Genomic DNA, 18,748 nt, shown 5'->3' on the forward strand with positions numbered 1-18,748 from the left:
CAAATGTACTAGATGAGTAGGATAGTAGACTTCCAGCAAGAATTCCTGTAGCAATTAATTTGTATTTCAAAATGTAACACCTCTAACAAGTTATTACAAGTTGGTAAATATATCATTTATAGTTAATCTTTAAATAATACGACCTAGAATAAAGAATAGATTAAGTTGGTATTATCACTATATTACATATACGGAATTTAAAATCGAACTATTATTCCGAAAAGAATCCTCAGACATACACTTATAGATAGAGACTATTAAATATATTCACCAACATTGTGTAACTAGTATAGTTACTTATATACACGAGTGTCAATTAAAATAATCTTACATTTTTGTAAGGTAACCACATTAATAATGTATTAAGTAATTATTAAATAATGTAAATAATTACTCGATATAACAAAATAGTAATCTTATATTTTAAACAAAGATTGATTATTTTGGTAGGTAAATAACTTATAACAACCACCTTTTGGGCGATGCTTTTGAATCCTACTTCACTCTTCAATTCTCCGTTATATCCCACCGTGAATGCTCCTGTAATATAGTCAGTTGCTGCTACTTCTACAAAGGATGAAGCACTTACTTATCAAAATGATTGGTGGGAGTTAGTTCCTCAGAATAAGATTTTAAGAGTTCCTGTTTCAGATGGTGAAAACTACGCATTAGGTGAGAAATTAAATGTATATGCAGCTGCATGGACTAAATCTCTTCCATCAATTGCTGTTATGCCTACAATTGAAAAAGTAGCTCAGTAGATCATATTTAAAATAAGCAGGGCATCATTCTAATTAGAATGATGCCCTGCTTATTTAGTAAAAAACTGAATGCGTAATATTTATTTACAATCTACTTACTGTATTAAAATTAACACACTATTGAATCCAACCTTCATACTTACCGATATATGTCCCGCCATTTTCATTTGTATATTTGATTCCTTTCAAATACCAATGCACCGTCCCACCACAAGCTTGTTCAGTAAAATAATTAGCAAAAATCTCGTTAGAATTTTTCACTTCTCTTACATACTTACCGTTTTCTTTTGGATAGCATACTCCTAATTGTTTTATAGAACTTGGTGTATTTGATACATTTTCTGTACTTGCTGACGCTGCTCCAATTCCCCCAGTCAATGCAATACCTGTTGCTAAAGCCCCAACTACTAATTTCTTGAACATAAAAATTCCCCCTTAATATTTTTATAACTTGCACCTTAAATGTATTATCTTTGTAAAATTTGTAAATATATTGAATTTGTAGAAATATTTATTTAAATTTTGATAATATTAGGATTCCATTTTATCAAATGGAAAATAGAGGGAGGTACATTGATATGTAATAATGCATGTTCATTCAACAAAAAAATGTGATAAACTCTAACCAGCTGCTGTATTATTCCAATTAGATTGGAAACTTTACTTCTTATTTACCAAAACAAGAGAAGGCACCTTAGGGTGTCTTTTCTTGTCTATTATAAAAAAACCTCAAGTATTCATATACTTGAGGGGTCTATCGATTGAAAGGTAGAACTGTTTGGAATTCCTTAAACTATGAACAAAGTGGGATTAATCCTAAACCAATTAATAGAGCTGCAGCAACCGCTGAAATTAGTATAGGAAACCTAGATACCTTCTACAAATAAAAAGTATTGACCATTTACTACTTTAAAGCAAACTAATTGCATGGCTAATCCTCCCTTCTGTTAGAATTAATATATTACATTAATTTACTTATATAATTAAATTATTAGTTTTCAAGGAATGTATAATATGTTAATAGTTTTAGGGAGATAGCATAATGCATCTTTTTTTATTTTCAAAAGGACCTACTCAACTAATGCGTAAAAACATAAGATAAAACAAACCTGCTGCTCTTTTTATTTTTCATTGTCATCTTTCCATAGTATCTCCATATGTTGTATATAGATATCTCCTTCTAAATTGTCATTGATACCTCTTTCAAGTCCTAATACACATCTTATAAAGAGCTCCTTTCAAAGGTTGCTCTCTTCACTTTGCAAGCCATTTTCTATATAATAAAGTGACTTTAACGAGTGAATAATTTATAAAATCTTTTCCAATACTATAAATAGGTTGATAACAGATAATCTATATCCAAGATGAATCTCTGATTTTCTTGAATTCTCCCTGAGGCAAGGCAGCTATTTTTTATAGCTGCCTTCTTGTATGAATTAGAAATATATGCGCATACTAGTAACGGCATGCTTGAATCCTTGTCATTTAAAATGTTCAGCACTTCCGCTCCTTAAGAGAACAGTCTACGCAACTGTTCTCTTTTTATTTTCCTTGTTTCGTAAATATTACAAAGTATAATTAACTCCTCTGCGACTAATAGCATTGCAACATTCTCAACGTTCCCTCAACAAATTCTCAATATTTTTCATGGACAATAGCACACTTCCTCAACGGTTTTAATATCTTAATATTAAATACTGAAAGGAGATGTTGAAAAATGACTTGGTTCATTATTTTAGGATTTATGCTTATTTTAGGTATAAGCGGTTTTCATGCCCATAGTATTCATATCATTTTCAAAATAGATTCAGATACAAAAGCTATGCCAGGTTGGTCTTTCGTTAATAAAATAAACTTCCAAACATTTAAAGAATTAATAAAAAGATCGAATAGGAATAAACTCAAAAGCCTTACAATAGGAGAACTTTTTATTCCTTTAAGCTTATTTAATAAATTATTCAGCAAAACATTAATTTTTCTATTACTATTCTTTTACTCTCAATACTTAAACTAAACGCAATATAAGATGAGTTAAAGTATAGCAGTCGTCAAGCCTAGCAAAAAACAGATCGCCTATTGGGGCGGTCTGTTTTAAATTAAATCAATCATATCAATACTTCCAACGTATTCTTATACTAAAAAATTGAAGATATGAAAAGCTTTTTGAGGTCATCATTACAGATACATCAATATATGCTTAGCCAAAACAACACTTCCCATTGCTAGATATTAGGTTATGATTGTGTGGATTACGATGCACGTTTTTCGTGCATGGAAGAGATTATTCAGGCCGTGTTGGAGTAGTTCAAAGGATAAGCTCTTACTTACAGCGGTCTACTGGTAATACTTAATATAGCGTATACCTATTTTAGATAACATCAGATATTAAGTTTTGTTCAACATGCATGTACGTACTCGCATTTAGCACGACAATTGTGGTGACGTTATATCTGTCCAAATAAGATTGCAACATCAGTGTCTGCTTTGATCGCCGTAATTCAATATGTTTTTAATCAGTAAAAGACAACCTACAACGGATAATGATGCCATTTCTCTTCACTTGTCTACGCTTTCCTGTAAACGAATCTTTTTCTATCAAACAAATAGTATCAAGTGCTCCTCTCTACGCAAAATAAAAACGTCTCTTATGAAGAAACACAGCATAATATCGGTTTTTCTATCCTTGTAAATGACTTAATATATACCTTTGCTTATTTATGTCCTGACGTTTTAATGCCGTTACTAATTCTCGATTAACATCTGATACAGGTAATGGTTCTCCATATATATCAAATAACCTTATACCCAACTTACTTAAAATCTGTATATTATTACGATTCCTACTCTCTTGTATATAACTAATAATAGTGCGTAAATTAATCCCAAAACTTATCATAAACCAACGCTCCCTCTTCAATGTAAATAGATATGTGGATACTTCTATTTATTTTCGAGGAAGTCCTTGAAGCTTAATAAGCCCTATATATTTCTCAATACAATAACTGTATAAGCTCTCTCTTTTTCTACCATAGTGCTACGCCAAACCGAAATTCATCTCCCACCTACCGCTGGGCTATCGGCCTTAACACGCTTGAGGAAGGAGACTTCTTTCGGATAATGCGTTAAAAGATCAAAAAAATCCATTAACGAAACTTGTACTGTCTTAACTATACTTTTTCAAATTTAAAAGCATGGACATTCATTGGATTCAGAATATTCTGTATATTAGTGAAAAAAACTCGTAGTTAAATTTTTTGTATCTAATTCCTGTTATTATCAGAATAAGCCTTTACAGAGAAATGGGGGATATTATGACTGTTCAAGAAAAAAGTAATAAGCAATTGATGGAATTATTAAATGAATGGTATGAAGAAATTCGTTTATATCATGTAAAAGAAGCAAAACAAACATATCTAAAAGTAAAAGAAAGTATAAAGGGACTAGAAACAGACCAATATGTATCATTCTATTATTCCCTACTGAATTTTAGATATAAAGTCTTGATAGATGGAATGAGTATTACAAAAGATTCTTTTAATCAAATAGAAAAACTCCCTAATATCAAAGATGAATTTTTATTTTTAGCTTACTATTATTATTTCTTTAAGGCAATCCACTCTACAATTATAGCAAATTATACTGAAGCGAAAACACACTATGAAAAGGCGGAAGAACTTTTAATTGATATACCTGATGAAGTAGAAAAAGCCGAGTTTAAGTATAGATTTTCAACTTACTGTTATCAATCTTATCAACCATTTGAAGCGATTCAACATGTAGTAAAGGCCAAAGAAATATACCTGAATCATGTAGGCTATGAAATCAATGTTGCTTTATGCGACAATGTATACGGTTTAGCTTGTATAGATTTAAGAGAGTTTGAAAGAGCTGAAGAGTGTCTCAATACGGTTATTGATGTTTTTAAGAAGTATGATGAAGAACAATTATTATTAAGAGTACGTTATAATTTGGGCTGGTTATATAATATTCAAGATTTATATCCATTGGCGATCAGACAGAGTTCTGAAATTATAAATACCATACCGAATCATTTTAAAGCATTATTTGTCTTAGCAAGAGCATATTATAATTTAGAAGGCATTGAAACAGCAAAATCATATATCGAGCAAGGAATGAAGTATACAAATGAATCAGGAAATGAGGAATATAAGCATCGTTTCGCAGTTTTAAATGAACTAATCACAGAACTACCTAGAATTAAACTAGAAAAAGTAGTTACTGATGCAATTTCTTATTTTGAAAAAGAGGAAATGTGGGATTGTGTAAAAGAATATGCAGAGATTTTAGCAATCCAATTTTATGATGCAGATAACCATGTTAAGGCGAGCAAATATTTCTATATTAGCAATAATGCTGAAAAGAAACATTTGAGAAAAGGAGCGTTAAAATAATGAAAAAAATAAAAAAAGTTGTATTAAGTATGGTAGTAGTAAGTGCTTTAGCATGTAGCATGATTAGTTTACATGTATCACAACAATCTTCGTTTAATGGTGGAGATACACCAGCACCAACAATACCGAGTGTCTCTGGTGGAGTATCTATTGATTAACGTAATATATTTTTCTCGCTTTAAAAATCAGAAAATTAAGACTCTTATTTTTTACACGAATGTTGAATGAAAATGGATAAAATATTGAACCCCTAGTCCGAAACACATTTGTTTCGGACTATTCACGTTACTATTAATGTACGTAGGGTGATATTTTCGTCTATTCTTTTTCTGGCCAAATTTTCGCGTTTGGTTCTAATAACCACTTGTGGTCTTCCTCCATGATACGATCATTCCATGGGTTATTCTCAAGATGTCGAATCATCCAACAAAAATACATTGCATATCCAGGTGCAGTTGCTTGTGGGTGGTCAAGCTCACCTGGAATTGTAATAAAGCTATTATGTACAACGCGATAAGCATCCTCACCAACCATTGCACATCCAAATCCCTGTGGCTTGTTAAAGCGATAATAATATACCTCTGGCTGATCATGATGATGTGGCGGATAACTAGACCATCGTCCTGGATAAGAAATAACTTCTCCTACCACCATGTTAGAATATGCTGCATTGTTATAGTCAAAAATTGTCCGAATAACACGCTGCGCTGTTCCCTCCCATACTCCTTCTCCAGCTACAACACTTTGACAATCATTTGGAGTATACAGCTTGGACGCGAATTCTTGATCATTATCTGTTTTTTGAACAAGCACTTCACTATCTGAAAGAGCAGTAATTGTAACCTTCACATTTTTAGCTACATGTAAACACCAAGGGTTTTCTTCAAAAATAGACTGTCTTTGAATAACTTGTTCAATTCCTTCCCACTCTAAACGTATTGTCCCTTCTAGTAAAAGAATTGCCGTTTCATTCTTACTATCTAATAACAGCTCTTCTTTTTCACTAGACATCTTATATATGCCTATATCCATTAACATATCACTACATTGACCGTTCATTTCTGTTAATACATTATACCCTTCTTTTAATTCACCTAATTTTCCTAACATGGCGTTCTCCCCCTTGTTTAATGGATACTCTATAATTTTCTACCTTTTTCATCTAACTAAATTCCAAGTTTCTTCTATATATAAATGAAGAAAGCTTTTTTGGTTATGCTCTGTTTTCACTTCCGAATATTCGCATATGATTTTTAACATTTTCGTATGCGGCCTCAATAACATCCTGATGGTACGTAAAGTAATCTGAATAAGGAGTATTCTGGGCGGCAGTGTTAACCGCAGTAATTACATTCTGAAATGTGGCTGTTGCTACATTAATTTTTCGAACACCATGTTGAATACACTGCTTGAAATCATCTGGGCTAATTCCAGAACCACCATGTAATACTAGTGGAATATGGACTACTTCATTAATTTCCTGTAGACGATCTAATCGTAAATTAGGATCTCCATTGTACATACCGTGCGCATTTCCAATCGCAACAGCTAACGCATCTACGTCTGTTTCTTCTGCAAATCGTTTTGCTTCTTTAGTACTTGTCAGCAACATCTCAATATCTTCTGATCCGTCCTCACTACCACCAACTCTGCCAATCTCAGCCTCTACCGTCGCTCCGTACTTTTTCGCGAGCGTTACAATTTCTTTTGTCTTTTGGATATTCTCTTCCAATGGATAGTGAGAGCCATCAAACATAACCGAACTAAAACCAATTTCTAACGTCTCTTTAATCTTTTCAATCGTCATACCATGGTCAAAGTGAACTGCTACTGGGACAGTCGCTTTTTTCGCCGCAGCTACCATCAAAGGACCAATCAGATGAATTGGCGAATGATTCAAACGAACTTCCGCAATTTGTAGAATAAGTGGAGAACGCAACTCTTCTGCTGCTTTAATAGCTCCCATTACCATTTCCATATTAGCGACACTGAAAGCTCCGACACCATAATTCTCTTGATTTGCCTTTATTAAAATATCTTTCATTTGAACTAATGGCATTACACATTCACCTTTTTCAATATTATTTATTAAATGTAAAAACAAACGTCCCGTCTCTTTACTCCTTATATAAGAGGACAAGTTGATTGCCGAATAATTAGCTCAGGGGTAAGAAGCAAACGTTCCTTACAAAGTTTTGGGTGTTTCATTTCTTCAACGAGCAATTCTACTACCTTTGTACCCATTTGCTTCATTGGCTGGGCAATGGTCGTTAACATAGGGGTTGTCGTAGTAGAAAGTACGGTATTATCAAAACCAATAATTGATAAATCTTCAGGGATATTCAGACCCTCTTCTTTAGCAACCTTCATGACCCCAATCGCCAATAAATCATTACAGGCAAAAATCGCGGTCGGCCTTTCTGGTAGTCTCAAGAGTTGCTTAGCACTCTCATATCCACTTTGAATTGTCGCTTCCGTTTTCACTACATAATCTCGGGGTACAATTATCCCCTCTTCTTTCAAAACATCTTTAAAAGCACGTAAGCGAAGCTGATTACTTTTGGCATCCTCTGTAATGATAGCAATCTTCCTATGCTGTAAAGATAGTAAATAGGAAGTAGCTAAATAAGCGCCTTTATAATCATCTACGGTTACAGTGTTAACGGGTAAATTGTAGATTTCGGAAGCGATTAAACTAACAGGTACATCCTGCTTTACCATATTCTCAAGTAAACTAGCATTTCGGAAAGCTGAAGCGATAATAAGACCATCAATTCTTTGACGAGTTAACAAGGATAAATACTTCTTTTCTTTCTGTGCATCATTATCTGTATTACATATCATCACATGAAATCCTAGCTCATAGCTTCGGTCCTCAATACTTCTTGCTACTTCAGCAAAAAATGGATTGGAGATGTCAGGGATGAGAAGACCAATCATTTTTGTTTGTTTTCCTGTTAAAGCAGATGCCACGACACTTGGATGGTAATTTAGTTGATCCATAACCTGAAGTACTTTTCTCCTTGTACGCTCACTAATATTCCCAGTCCGGTTAATTACCTTTGAAACAGTTGATATAGATACACCAGCTTCCTCAGCAACACTATATATTGTTGGTTTCATATGACACCTCCTTTTCCTACTACAACATATTCTTTATACGTCATTGAAACTTGTAATTTCACAATGCGAAAATTAAAGACCTGCTTTTTCCTGTATAAATTTTCGGGCTTTTAATGCGTATTCAAAAGGGTTCGCTAAAGCCGGGTCTTGCTCTGCTTCTACCACAAACCACCCTTTATAATCAGAGTTTGCAAGGATAGTAAACACTTCGTCAAATACAATTACGCCATCTCCTGGAACTGTAAACGCACCATTCTTCACTGCCTGTAAGAAGCTTAAATCGTTTTCCTTTACAGCATCTACTACTTCCTGGCGAATATCTTTTAAATGTACGTGTTTAATACGAGGTAAATATTTTTTCAAAATATAAAGCGGCTCTTCTCCTGAAAAAACAAGATGACCCGTATCAAAAAGCAGAGATACAAGCTCTGGATCAGTCATTTCCATTAACTTTTCAATTTCTGCCGTTGTTTGAACACCCGTACCCATATGATGATGGTATACAATATGCAGACCCTTTTCCTGAGCTAATTTACCGAGGTGATGCAAACCCTCCGTAAGCTTATCCCACTCTTCTTTTGTAAAAACGGGCTTGTTTTGAAATAGCGGTACATCCATTAAACCTTGAATACTATGACCCTGCTCTGATACAACGATGACTTTTGCACCCATATCATGCAAGAAATCTCTATGTTTAATAAATGCTTGTACCGTCTCTTCAAGCGGCTTCGTTGTCAAGAACGCACTAAACCATGCACTAGCAATCTCTAAACTTCGTAATTTTAAAGCTTTTGTTAATGTAGCTATATTTCTCGGATATTTATTACCTACTTCACTTCCATTAAATCCAGCTAGTGCCATCTCACTAATACATTGTTCAAACGTATTCTCTGCTCCTAGCTCCGGCATATCATCATTTGTCCAAGCAATTGGTGCAATTCCAAGCTTAATCGTGTTTTCTTTGAACATCCCCTTGTCTCTCCTCTTTGCAAAATGTTATAGAATTTCGCCAAATTCTCTTATCTGTCGTTAAAAAGAGAGCTTCCTAAAAAATATGCATGTAGATAAAAAACTCTCTTTGTGTCCTGACCTAATAAGATCTTGCCTTTTGCAAGTTATTTAATTTACTCTCGTACGCAGCTTGTACACTTTGACTATTAGATACTTCTGCAACCCCTACATGCCACCATGACTCGTATCCATCTGTCATTGTTTTTGGTAATACTTTAATATCAATCAATGTAGAAACCGTTTGTTTTTTCGCATCTTTAAGGGCTTCCTGTAATTGTTCTATCGATGTAACACGATACGTTTTCACACCATATCCAGCCGCACTAGCCGCAAAATCAATTTTCATAATACTCCCGTTTAATTTACGAGTTTCTTGGTCTCGGTAGCGAAACTCTGTTCCAAAGCTCCCCATTCCGTTGCCCATTTGTAAGTTATTAATGCAGCCAAATCCGGAGTTATCAAACAATAAAACATTAATTTTTTTGTTTTCTTGAAGACTTGTGACGAGCTCAGAATGAAGCATTTGGTAACTGCCATCCCCTACCATTGCATATACTTCCTTCGATGGTTCAGCTAGCTTTGCACCAAGTGCGCCTGCAACCTCATAGCCCATGCAAGAGTATCCATACTCCATGTGATATGTATTTGGTTTTCTCGATGCCCACATTCTTTGTAAATCACCCGGAAGACTTCCTGCCGCACCAACGATGATTGCATCTTCATCAAGTAATGTATTAATTTGTCCAATGACTGCAGTCTGAGTTAATTGTGTACCAAGTGCGTCCACATACTCATTTAAATCCTCATCGAAATGACCTTCGACTTCTGGCGTGAAATCTTGACCTGTAAAGCGAATATTATGTAGACGTGCTAATTCTGTAGACCAAGCTTCTTTCGCATCTGCAATTTCTACTGTATAACTGGATCGATAATCAATTACTTGCAGTTCATCGATTAGAGCAAGAAGCGCTTCTTTCGCATCTGCTATAACCTTCAACGCATCAAGCTTATTCGCATGAAATTCTGAAATGTTGATGTTTAAAAACTCAACTTCCTCATTTTGAAATAATTGTTTAGATGCCGTTGTAAAATCAGTAAATCTCGTCCCGATCCCAATAACAAGATCCGCTTCCTTTGCAATTGTATTAGCTGCTAAATTTCCAGTTATCCCAATGCCGCCGAGATTATATGGATGACTACTTTCAATCGCACTTTTCCCAGCTTGTGTTTCTCCAAATGGAATGTGGAATGTTTCAGCAAACTGTTTGAGTTCCTCTGCCGCTTCTGCGTACCTTACACCACCACCGCAAATCATAATTGGCTTTTTCTTTCTCTTAATCATTTCAACCGCATCCGCTAAGCTGGCTTTTGTAGGTAGACGACGTTCAATACGGTGAACACGCTTTTTAAAGAAGTAACTTGGAAAATCCCACGCTTCTCCTTGGACATCTTGTGGTAAACAAATTGTTACAGCTCCTGTATCTGCCGGATTCGTTAAAACACGCATGGCATGAATCATAGCTGTCATCAATTGTTCAGGACGATTTATCCGGTCCCAATACTTACTTACCGCACGAAAAGCATCATTCGTAGAAATAGATAGGTCATGCGTTTGTTCAATTTGTTGAAGAACAGGATCAGGTTGTCTCGTTGCAAATACATCACCTGGAAGCAGTAAAACGGGAATATTATTTGCAGAAGCTGTTGCAGCAGAGGTAATCATATTTGCTGATCCAGGACCAACAGAAGAAGTACATGCCATAATTTGTTTTCTATGTTTTTGTTTTGCAAAAGCAACCGCAGCATTTGCCATCCCTTGTTCATTTCTCCCTTGATATACTTCTAATTCTCCTGCGTCTTCTTCTAAAGCTTGACCTAGGCCTACTACATTTCCATGACCAAAAATAGTAAAGATTCCCTTAATAAACTTTTGTCGCTCTCCATCAAACTCTACGTACTGCTCGTTCAAAAATTTCACTAATGCTTGCGCCGTCGTCATTCTGACAGTTTGCATATTATTTGCTCCCCTCTATCAGTCATTCTGCATATGAAAAAGGAGTATCAGGAATCTGATAGACTCCTAATACTTCCTTCTTATGTTGTAATACTTCCGTTACTTTCGCTTACGAACAACTAGAGAGATTCTACTTCTCTCTTAATGATTACTTTTCCCAACGAGATGTAAGCATTTTCTTTCTTGTATAAAACTCAACGCCGTCAGTACCGTTCGCATGAAGATCACCATAGAAGGAGTCCTTCCAGCCAGAGAACGGGAAGAATGCCATTGGCGCTGGAACCCCAACATTAACACCTAACATACCTGATTCAATTGTTTCACGGAATTGACGTACACTTGCCCCACTATCTGTATAAATGCAAGCACCATTTGCAAAGCGAGATTCATTCGCAATTTCAATCGCTTCATCTAATGATTTCACACGAACAATTGATAAAACAGGAGCAAAAATCTCATCTTGCCAGATTTTCATTTCTTTTGTAACATGGTCAAAAATTGTTGGCCCAACGAAGTAACCAGCTCCTTTTACTGCTGTATCTTCACGTCCATCACGAACTAATGTAGCGCCCTGTTCTACACCTGAATCGATATAGCCAATTGTGCGCTCTTTATGGTTACCACGAATAACTGGTCCTAAAAATACATCTTCATCAAGACCATTTCCGATCACAATTTTATTTGCTTCTTCTACTAATCTACCAACTAATTGATCTGCAATTTCTTCTTGTACTGTTACAACAGAAGCAGCCATACAACGCTCACCAGCTGAACCAAATGCAGCACTAATAATTTGCTTTGTTGCTAATTCAAGATTTGCATCATTTAATACAATGGAATGGTTTTTCGCACCCGCTAGTGCTTGAACACGTTTTAAGTTTTCTGTTCCTTTTTTGTATACATATTCTGCCACAGGCTGAGAACCTACAAATGAAATTGCCTTCACTAATTTATGTTCAAGAAGACCATTTACTACATCGTGTGCACCATGGACAATATTTAATACACCTTTAGGTAAACCAGCTTCTTCAGCTAATTCGGCTAATTTTACAGCTAGAAGTGGTGTACGCTCTGAAGGTTTTAACACAAATGTATTACCACAAGCAATCGCAAGTGGGAACATCCAGCATGGAACCATCATCGGGAAGTTAAAAGGTGTAATCCCGCCTATAACACCAATTGGATAACGATACATACCAGACTCAATACCTGTCGCAATATCAGGAAGCTGTTTTCCCATCATTAATGTAGGAGCACCTGCAGCAAATTCCACACACTCAATACCACGAAGAACTTCACCGTAAGCTTCGTTATAGCTTTTTCCATTTTCAATCGTAATAAGTTTCGCTAACTCTTCCCAGTTCTCTACTAGTAATTGTTGATATTTAAATAAAATACGAGCACGTTTTGGTACAGCTGTTTTAGACCAAGATTTGAATGCTTTATTTGCTGCTAGTACAGCTTGTTCAACATCTTCTTTTGTTGAAAGTGGTACTTGAGCGATTACTTCTCCTGTTGCAGGATTATATACAGCCTCCATCTTAGTTGAAGAGGATTCTACCCATTCGCCGCCAATGTAGTTTTTTACAATTTGTGCTGTTTGTACTGTCATATTCATTCTCTCCCTTTTATTTAATGTAGAAGCGTCCATAGGATACGCTCTTACTTGATTATTGGTTTATGAAGTTTCTATACAATTTCCTCAGCCGTTTCCATGAATGCAGAAATCTCTACACTCGTTGGCATTGCATCAGAACAGCTATGCTTGGAAATAACAATCGAAGCAGAAGCGCCTCCTAATCGCATCGCTTGAGGAATCTCAAGCCCTTGCATTAAGCCGTAAATAAACGCAGAAGCATACGAGTCACCAGCGCCGAACGTCTTTAGTACCTTTGTTTTAAAGATACCGCCGCGGTGAGATTGACCGTCTCTCGTATAAGCGATTGAACCATCCCCGCCGTGCTTAATTACGACGATTTTCGAATGATGAGAAAACCATCTTTCAGCCGTGACTTGATCATTAGCTTGTTCGTAGTTTAATAGTTTTTCCATCATATCGAACTCTTCACGCGTTCCAATAATGACATCAGACTTTTCAGCCGCTAGATTGTAATACACAGCCGTTTCAGCTTCTGACTGCCATGTATAAGGGCGGTAATCAACATCAAAAAATACGACTACATCATGCTTACGCGCATATTCTAGCGCTAAAAATACTGCCTCACGAGAAGGGCTTTTCGCTAAAGCTGTTCCTGAAATTAAGAGTGCTTTTGATTGTTTAATATAGTCCTCAGATACTTCTGTCGGATCAAGGTTTAAATCTGCGACATTGTCACGATACATTAAAATACTGCAATCTTCAGGGCTTTTAATTTCTGTAAAAGCTAGACCTGTCACTGCACCAGTACGATCAATACATATTTGATCTGTATTAATATTGTTATCCTTTAGGTACCCTGTAATGAAACGGCCCATTTGATCATCAGACACTTTACCGATAAATCCTGTTTGTAAACCAAGACGTGCCGCACCAATTGCAATATTCGCAGGAGATCCCCCCACATACTTAGTAAATGTTCTCGTTTCTTCCATAGGGCGTTGTGTTTCATTCGCATTTAAATCAACGCATAACCGTCCAACTGCAATTAGGTCTAATGGACTATTTTCTTTAAAATTAAGTGGATTCATTGTTACTACCTCCCTTGCTTTATGTAAAGGTAAATGATATGGTTAAGAAATTTTTATGACCATACGATTCACGACTCTTTAACTATCTAGAAGTAAACGCTCTCTTTATTGATTTAATACAGTCTGTTTATGTTCAATTTGAACAGGTTTTCCTTTTAGTAACGATTCCTTCGCAGCTTTCGCAATTCGTTCTGCTTGTAACCCATCATTACCACTGCAAATAACGGCTTGTCCTTCCATAATTGACTTTGTAAATTGTGTTACTTCCTCAATGTAAGCCTGCGTATAGCGCTCTAAGAAGAAATAAAGCGGCTTATCTTTTACAACACCTTCTGTTTTTGAAACTTGTACTGTTGTCGGACAGCAATTATCCGCAGCGACCGCTCCTTTTTCACCAAACACTTCAAGACGCTGGTCATATCCATAAACAGCTTGGCGGCTATTATCAATTACCCCTAAAGCTCCATTCGCAAATTTCAATGTGACAATTGCCGTATCAACATCATTTACTTCTTGAATGGACGGATCAATTAATGTTGTTCCATATGCAAATACTTCAACAACTTCACTATTCATCACATACCGAGCCATATCAAAATCATGAATCATCATATCCATAAACAGTCCACCCGAAGAGCGAACATATTCTATACTTGGCGGTTGTGGATCTCTAGACGTAATTTTTAAAATATGTGGGTTTCCCACTTCTCCTTGTTGAATAAGATCATAAACTTTTTTGAAATTAGGATCAAAACGACGATTAAAACCTACTTGAAGTGATACCCCTTGTTCTTTTACCACTTCTAATGCTTCTAATGTTTCTTCTACTGAGAAACTAACAGGCTTTTCGCAGAAAATATGTTTTTTCGCAAGAGCCGCTTCTTTAATAATTTGCGCATGTGTATTTGTTGGTGAACAAATAAATACAGCATCAATTTCTGGATCTGCTAATAAATCCTGATAGCTTGTTGTCAAAGTGGAAATCCCTTTATCTTGAGCCCACTTTTCTAGATGACTAATCACTACATCTGAAACCGCTTTAATTTTTACTTGTGGCATAAGCTGCAAATTATCAACATGTAGTTTCCCAATTCGTCCAGCACCAATAATCCCAATCGTTAAAACATTCATATGATTTCTCCCTCTTCATTAAAATTTAAGAAACAAAATGAAAGTCTATAAGGTTTAGCACTTTAAAATTAAGTTAAGCGCTTTCCCTATTTTTCTTCATTATACACACTTGACCCTAAATTGAAAACATTTTTATTTTTTTGAATACTTTTCTTTTGATCCGAATTTCAAATTCCCTCAACAAACGTACTACATCAAACTACAAAGTAATAATAAGAAACAAATGTTTTAAACAGTTACAAATCCCCCCATTAAAATACTGATACAACAAAGAAAACTAAACTTTATAAATAATAAAATCCTATCCTTATGTTCTTTATTTCAATTCATACTCACGATTATTTTAGTGTCCAATATGTAAATAGATCGCACTCTTATGAAAGAAAGTTGTAAATTGTCAAAAAATTTCATTGACGACCCCACGATGTAAGCGTATACTTTTTTTATCAAAAAGAATTAAGCGCTTAACCAAAAATAATTTATCGGTGGTGGGAGAATGAACGCAATTAGTTCAAACAAAACATTTATGGACAGGATTGGTATCCCTTCTAATTTAACTTGGGGATACATAGGGATTATTGTTTTTATGATTGGGGATGGTTTAGAACAAGGATGGTTATCCCCTTATCTCGTTGAGAAAGGCCTAACACTAGAACACGCTGCTTTTCTGTTTACTATTTACGGAATTACTGTATCTGCTTCTTCCTGGTTTTCGGGGGTATTTGTACAAATGTGGGGACCAAGAAAAGTAATGACATTTGGTTTAGTATCATTCATTTTAGGCTCAATCGGGTTCATAGGTATAGGAATTCAACATATGAATTATCCCGTAATATTACTTTGCTACGCTCTACGAGGATTTGGGTATCCCTTATTTGCTTATTCTTTCCTAGTTTGGGTATCTTACAGTACTCCTCAGCAAATGCTTTCAAGAGCAGTTGGCTGGTTCTGGTTCGTATTCCAGCTTGGGCTTAGTGTTATAGGAGCCTTTTATTCTAGCTATATGGTTCCTAAAATTGGGGAAATCGCTACTTTATGGAGTGCTTTAATTTTTGTTGTCGTCGGGGGATTATTCTCAATTGTTGTAAATAAAGACAGATTTAAAGCCCAAACCGTAAGCGCTAACAAATCAAGTGAATTACTAAAAGGCATTACCATCGCATTTGAAAATCCTAAAGTTGGTATAGGTGGTATTGTTAAAATTATAAACTCGGCCGCTCAGTTTGGATTTGTTGTTTTTCTGCCTACTTATATGATGAAATATAATTTTACGATGACTGAATGGCTACAAATTTGGGGTACTCTATTCTTTGTAAATATGGTGTTTAATATTATTTTTGGTATTGTTGGGGACAAGTTTGGTTGGGTAAATACGATTAAATGGTTCGGAGGAGTCGGTTGCGGAATTGTAACTCTTGCACTCTATTATGTACCACAGATGGTAGGACATAATTATTGGGCAATATTATTTGTTGCATGTTGCTACGGAGCAACACTTGCCGGTTATGTACCTCTTACAGCTTTAGTTCCATCTTTATCTCCTGAAAATAAAGGAGCTGCAATGTCGGTCTTAAATTTAGGTTCTGGATTATCAGCTTTCGTTGGTCCATTAGTAGTAACTGCTTTTATCGGTCCATTAGGTGTTGGCGGTGTGATGTGGATCTTTGCTGGTTTGTACTTCTTTGGTGCATTTTTAACTCATTTCCTGACTATTCCAAAGGAAAATGAGATTAAGCAGGATTTAAATACGAAAAGCGGAGAGCAATTCTCGGTATAGATTCTTAATAATAAAGAAGGTCATCATAACTGCACGTAGTTACGATGACCTTCTTTTTGTTGCATTCAAGTAGGCTAGAAAAAACTATCATGTAATATCCTTTACTGAGGATCGCTCTACTAATTGAGGAATAATTGTAATTTTTTGCTTGGCATGCGCCTTCATTTCCATCGTTTTTAAAAGTTGTTCAAACGTACAGGCTGCCATTTGTGTAATTGGCTGTTCAATCGTCGTTAACCCTGGATCTGCAATCTCAGCATAGATTGTATTATCAAATCCGATAATTGATAAATCTTCCGGAATCGAAAGTCCTTGTTTTCTTGCTTCATTCATAAGACATATAGCAATTAAATCTGTACAAGCAAAAACCGCTGTAGGCCTATTAGGCAAATTAAGTAATTCTTTACTTGCACGTTTGCTATCTTCAACTGTCGAATAGCAGCTAATAATAGCATCATCATCTAATGAAATCCCTGAATCCGTAAGAGCTTGTTTGAAACCATTCAGTCTTCCTAAGCTACTTTTTCTATCCTTCTCCATCATAATCGTTAAAGATTTATGGCCTTTCTGCGTCAGATAACTCCCAGCTAGATAGCCTCCCCTCGTATCATCAGTTGTCACAACATGAGTTGTAATGGAAGGATGATCTACGGTAAATAATACAAGTGGCAAATCTCGGTTCACGATTTTTTTAACTAGTTTATAATCATTTAGCTCCGTCGCAATGATAATGCCATCTACTTGCTTTTTAAATAATAAATCAAGGTACTCGTGCTCACGTTTTGTTTGATGGTCTGTACTACATAAAATGAGTGTATACCCTGATTCTCGTGCACTATTTTCAAAAGCTCTTGCTACTTCTGCAAAAAAGGAGTTTGAGATATCTGGGACAAGTACCCCAATTGTATATGTTTTTTTACCTGTTAACGCTGCTGCTACACTACTTGGCTGATAATCTAATTCATCCATTACTTTATTTACTTTGTTTATTGTTTTTTCACTAATACGCCCTGTTTGATTAATTACCTTAGATACAGTCGCTATTGATACACCTGCTTTTTCCGCAACATCATAAATTGTTGGTTTCACTTTAATTGTCCCTTCTTAATCATCTTTTTCTATATTTTATCATAAATATATTTTGCTTCTTGTTACACAAACGGAAATCTTTTAAAATTTGTAAGTAATTGTATCCTTATGCGTAGCTCCTCTCATTTACATAACAACTTGTTACAAGTGGATATTTCAACTTATAAACATGCACCTGTATGGAAGACTTTTTACGAGCAGCATACATCGGTAAAATAAAAAAAAGGAAGCACAATTTACATAAGAGGTGGCGTTTATAACCAAAAGGTACACGTAACTCATTCTGGTGCCTCAGGAGCACCGATTACTTTTCAAAACTATCAGGATGAAAATGTAATTCTTGATGGTTCTAAAGTCAAGTTAGAGGATGATGGATTATTTACAATAAAGGAGAAGAACTTACAGTCTTTGTACAAAATTCTGGGTTCCCAATTTCTTATACGGTCTTTGATGCAGATAACCAAGTAATTGGCACCTACAATGCTAATTCACCATATGGTCGCGTATTCAAAGCACAAAAAGACGGTAATATTTCTGTACAATTTCAAGCAGGTGCAAATTCTTCGTATATGAAGAAGATGAATATCACAGCTAAATTTGCAGTTTCTAAACTTAACTAACAATCAAAGTTTCATTATCCTCTTTCAAAAAATCAAAAAGGTATATCCTTCCAACGGGATATACCTTTAACTTTAGTGAAATTTTATATTGACCTGATAATTGTTCTTGCGGGATGTGAACC

15 protein-coding genes and 4 pseudogenes are annotated in these 18,748 nt (G+C 35.5%); 7 read left to right on the forward strand and 12 right to left on the reverse strand.

The features are described 5' to 3' along the window. Positions 1 to 463: 463 nt before the first annotated feature. Positions 464 to 571, reverse strand: a pseudogene (locus tag ACQKNR_RS16125) (phage holin family protein); the annotation flags it as partial. On the opposite strand from ACQKNR_RS16125, the pseudogene ACQKNR_RS16130 reads away from it, so the two are divergent. Further along, positions 555 to 761, forward strand: a pseudogene (locus ACQKNR_RS16130) (DUF3221 domain-containing protein); the annotation flags it as partial. The pseudogenes ACQKNR_RS16125 and ACQKNR_RS16130 sit on opposite strands and share 17 nt — an antisense overlap. 117 nt (positions 762 to 878) lie before the next feature. On the opposite strand, the gene ACQKNR_RS16135 reads toward ACQKNR_RS16130, so the two are convergent. Further along, positions 879 to 1,184 carry an LCI fold-containing protein gene (locus ACQKNR_RS16135; protein ID WP_427318753.1) on the reverse strand — a complete coding sequence of 102 codons (306 nt, stop codon included), beginning with the start codon at positions 1,182 to 1,184 and terminating at the stop codon, positions 879 to 881. Between the two features lie 1,294 nt (positions 1,185 to 2,478). On the opposite strand from ACQKNR_RS16135, the gene ACQKNR_RS16140 reads away from it, so the two are divergent. Then, positions 2,479 to 2,775, forward strand: coding sequence for a hypothetical protein (locus ACQKNR_RS16140; RefSeq protein WP_427318754.1), 297 nt, complete (start codon positions 2,479 to 2,481; stop codon positions 2,773 to 2,775). A 663-nt stretch (positions 2,776 to 3,438) separates the two neighbouring features. Here the strand turns inward: ACQKNR_RS16140 and ACQKNR_RS16145 are convergent. Then, positions 3,439 to 3,657: a hypothetical protein gene (locus tag ACQKNR_RS16145; protein ID WP_427318755.1), complete on the reverse strand. Its 219-nt coding sequence runs from the start codon at positions 3,655 to 3,657 to the stop codon at positions 3,439 to 3,441. Between the two features lie 415 nt (positions 3,658 to 4,072). On the opposite strand from ACQKNR_RS16145, the gene ACQKNR_RS16150 reads away from it, so the two are divergent. Together ACQKNR_RS16150 and ACQKNR_RS16155 are read left to right on the forward strand one after the other, a co-directional pair. Beyond that, positions 4,073 to 5,173 (forward strand): hypothetical protein, encoded by a 1,101-nt coding sequence (locus ACQKNR_RS16150; RefSeq protein WP_427318756.1) that lies wholly within the window; start codon positions 4,073 to 4,075, stop codon positions 5,171 to 5,173. After that, positions 5,173 to 5,331 carry a Phr family secreted Rap phosphatase inhibitor gene (locus ACQKNR_RS16155; RefSeq protein WP_427318757.1) on the forward strand — a complete coding sequence of 53 codons (159 nt, stop codon included), beginning with the start codon at positions 5,173 to 5,175 and terminating at the stop codon, positions 5,329 to 5,331. Before ACQKNR_RS16150 ends, ACQKNR_RS16155 begins: the two co-directional genes overlap by 1 nt. A 160-nt stretch (positions 5,332 to 5,491) precedes the next feature. On the opposite strand, the gene ACQKNR_RS16160 is transcribed toward ACQKNR_RS16155, so the two are convergent. The 8 genes from ACQKNR_RS16160 to iolG form a co-directional block, all read right to left on the reverse strand. Beyond that, positions 5,492 to 6,283 (reverse strand): 5-deoxy-glucuronate isomerase, encoded by a 792-nt coding sequence (locus tag ACQKNR_RS16160; protein WP_427318758.1) that lies wholly within the window; start codon positions 6,281 to 6,283, stop codon positions 5,492 to 5,494. Between the two features lie 103 nt (positions 6,284 to 6,386). Further along, positions 6,387 to 7,232, reverse strand: coding sequence for a class II fructose-bisphosphate aldolase (locus tag ACQKNR_RS16165; protein ID WP_427318759.1), 846 nt, complete (start codon positions 7,230 to 7,232; stop codon positions 6,387 to 6,389). A 65-nt stretch (positions 7,233 to 7,297) separates the two neighbouring features. Continuing rightward, positions 7,298 to 8,296 carry a LacI family DNA-binding transcriptional regulator gene (locus tag ACQKNR_RS16170; protein WP_427318760.1) on the reverse strand — a complete coding sequence of 333 codons (999 nt, stop codon included), beginning with the start codon at positions 8,294 to 8,296 and terminating at the stop codon, positions 7,298 to 7,300. 72 nt (positions 8,297 to 8,368) lie between these two features. Then, on the reverse strand, positions 8,369 to 9,265 hold the full coding sequence (iolE, locus tag ACQKNR_RS16175; protein ID WP_427318761.1) for a myo-inosose-2 dehydratase: 897 nt from the start codon (positions 9,263 to 9,265) through the stop codon (positions 8,369 to 8,371). A gap of 121 nt (positions 9,266 to 9,386) precedes the next feature. Next, on the reverse strand, positions 9,387 to 11,321 hold the full coding sequence (gene iolD / locus ACQKNR_RS16180; protein ID WP_427318762.1) for a 3D-(3,5/4)-trihydroxycyclohexane-1,2-dione acylhydrolase (decyclizing): 1,935 nt from the start codon (positions 11,319 to 11,321) through the stop codon (positions 9,387 to 9,389). Between the two features lie 148 nt (positions 11,322 to 11,469). Then, on the reverse strand, positions 11,470 to 12,933 hold the full coding sequence (locus ACQKNR_RS16185; RefSeq protein ID WP_427318763.1) for a CoA-acylating methylmalonate-semialdehyde dehydrogenase: 1,464 nt from the start codon (positions 12,931 to 12,933) through the stop codon (positions 11,470 to 11,472). Between the two features lie 77 nt (positions 12,934 to 13,010). Next, positions 13,011 to 14,009 (reverse strand): 5-dehydro-2-deoxygluconokinase, encoded by a 999-nt coding sequence (gene iolC, locus ACQKNR_RS16190; RefSeq protein ID WP_427318764.1) that lies wholly within the window; start codon positions 14,007 to 14,009, stop codon positions 13,011 to 13,013. A 105-nt stretch (positions 14,010 to 14,114) separates the two neighbouring features. After that, positions 14,115 to 15,140 carry an inositol 2-dehydrogenase gene (iolG, locus tag ACQKNR_RS16195; protein ID WP_427318765.1) on the reverse strand — a complete coding sequence of 342 codons (1,026 nt, stop codon included), beginning with the start codon at positions 15,138 to 15,140 and terminating at the stop codon, positions 14,115 to 14,117. Positions 15,141 to 15,636: 496 nt separating this feature from the next. Between iolG and ACQKNR_RS16200 the strand changes: the two genes are divergently transcribed. After that, positions 15,637 to 16,917 carry an MFS transporter gene (locus ACQKNR_RS16200; RefSeq protein ID WP_427318766.1) on the forward strand — a complete coding sequence of 427 codons (1,281 nt, stop codon included), beginning with the start codon at positions 15,637 to 15,639 and terminating at the stop codon, positions 16,915 to 16,917. A gap of 87 nt (positions 16,918 to 17,004) precedes the next feature. Here the strand turns inward: ACQKNR_RS16200 and ACQKNR_RS16205 are convergent, their stop codons facing one another. Then, positions 17,005 to 18,006 carry a LacI family DNA-binding transcriptional regulator gene (locus ACQKNR_RS16205; protein WP_427318767.1) on the reverse strand — a complete coding sequence of 334 codons (1,002 nt, stop codon included), beginning with the start codon at positions 18,004 to 18,006 and terminating at the stop codon, positions 17,005 to 17,007. A gap of 219 nt (positions 18,007 to 18,225) precedes the next feature. On the opposite strand from ACQKNR_RS16205, the pseudogene ACQKNR_RS16210 reads away from it, so the two are divergent. Further along, positions 18,226 to 18,405, forward strand: a pseudogene (locus ACQKNR_RS16210) (DUF5123 domain-containing protein); the annotation flags it as partial. Next, a pseudogene (locus tag ACQKNR_RS16215) lies at positions 18,390 to 18,626 on the forward strand (hypothetical protein); the annotation flags it as partial. The pseudogenes ACQKNR_RS16210 and ACQKNR_RS16215, both read left to right, overlap by 16 nt. Positions 18,627 to 18,748: the final 122 nt, after the last annotated feature.

Source organism: Bacillus sp. NPDC094077 (assembly GCF_050279465.1).
Classification (GTDB): domain Bacteria; phylum Bacillota; class Bacilli; order Bacillales; family Bacillaceae_G; genus Bacillus_A.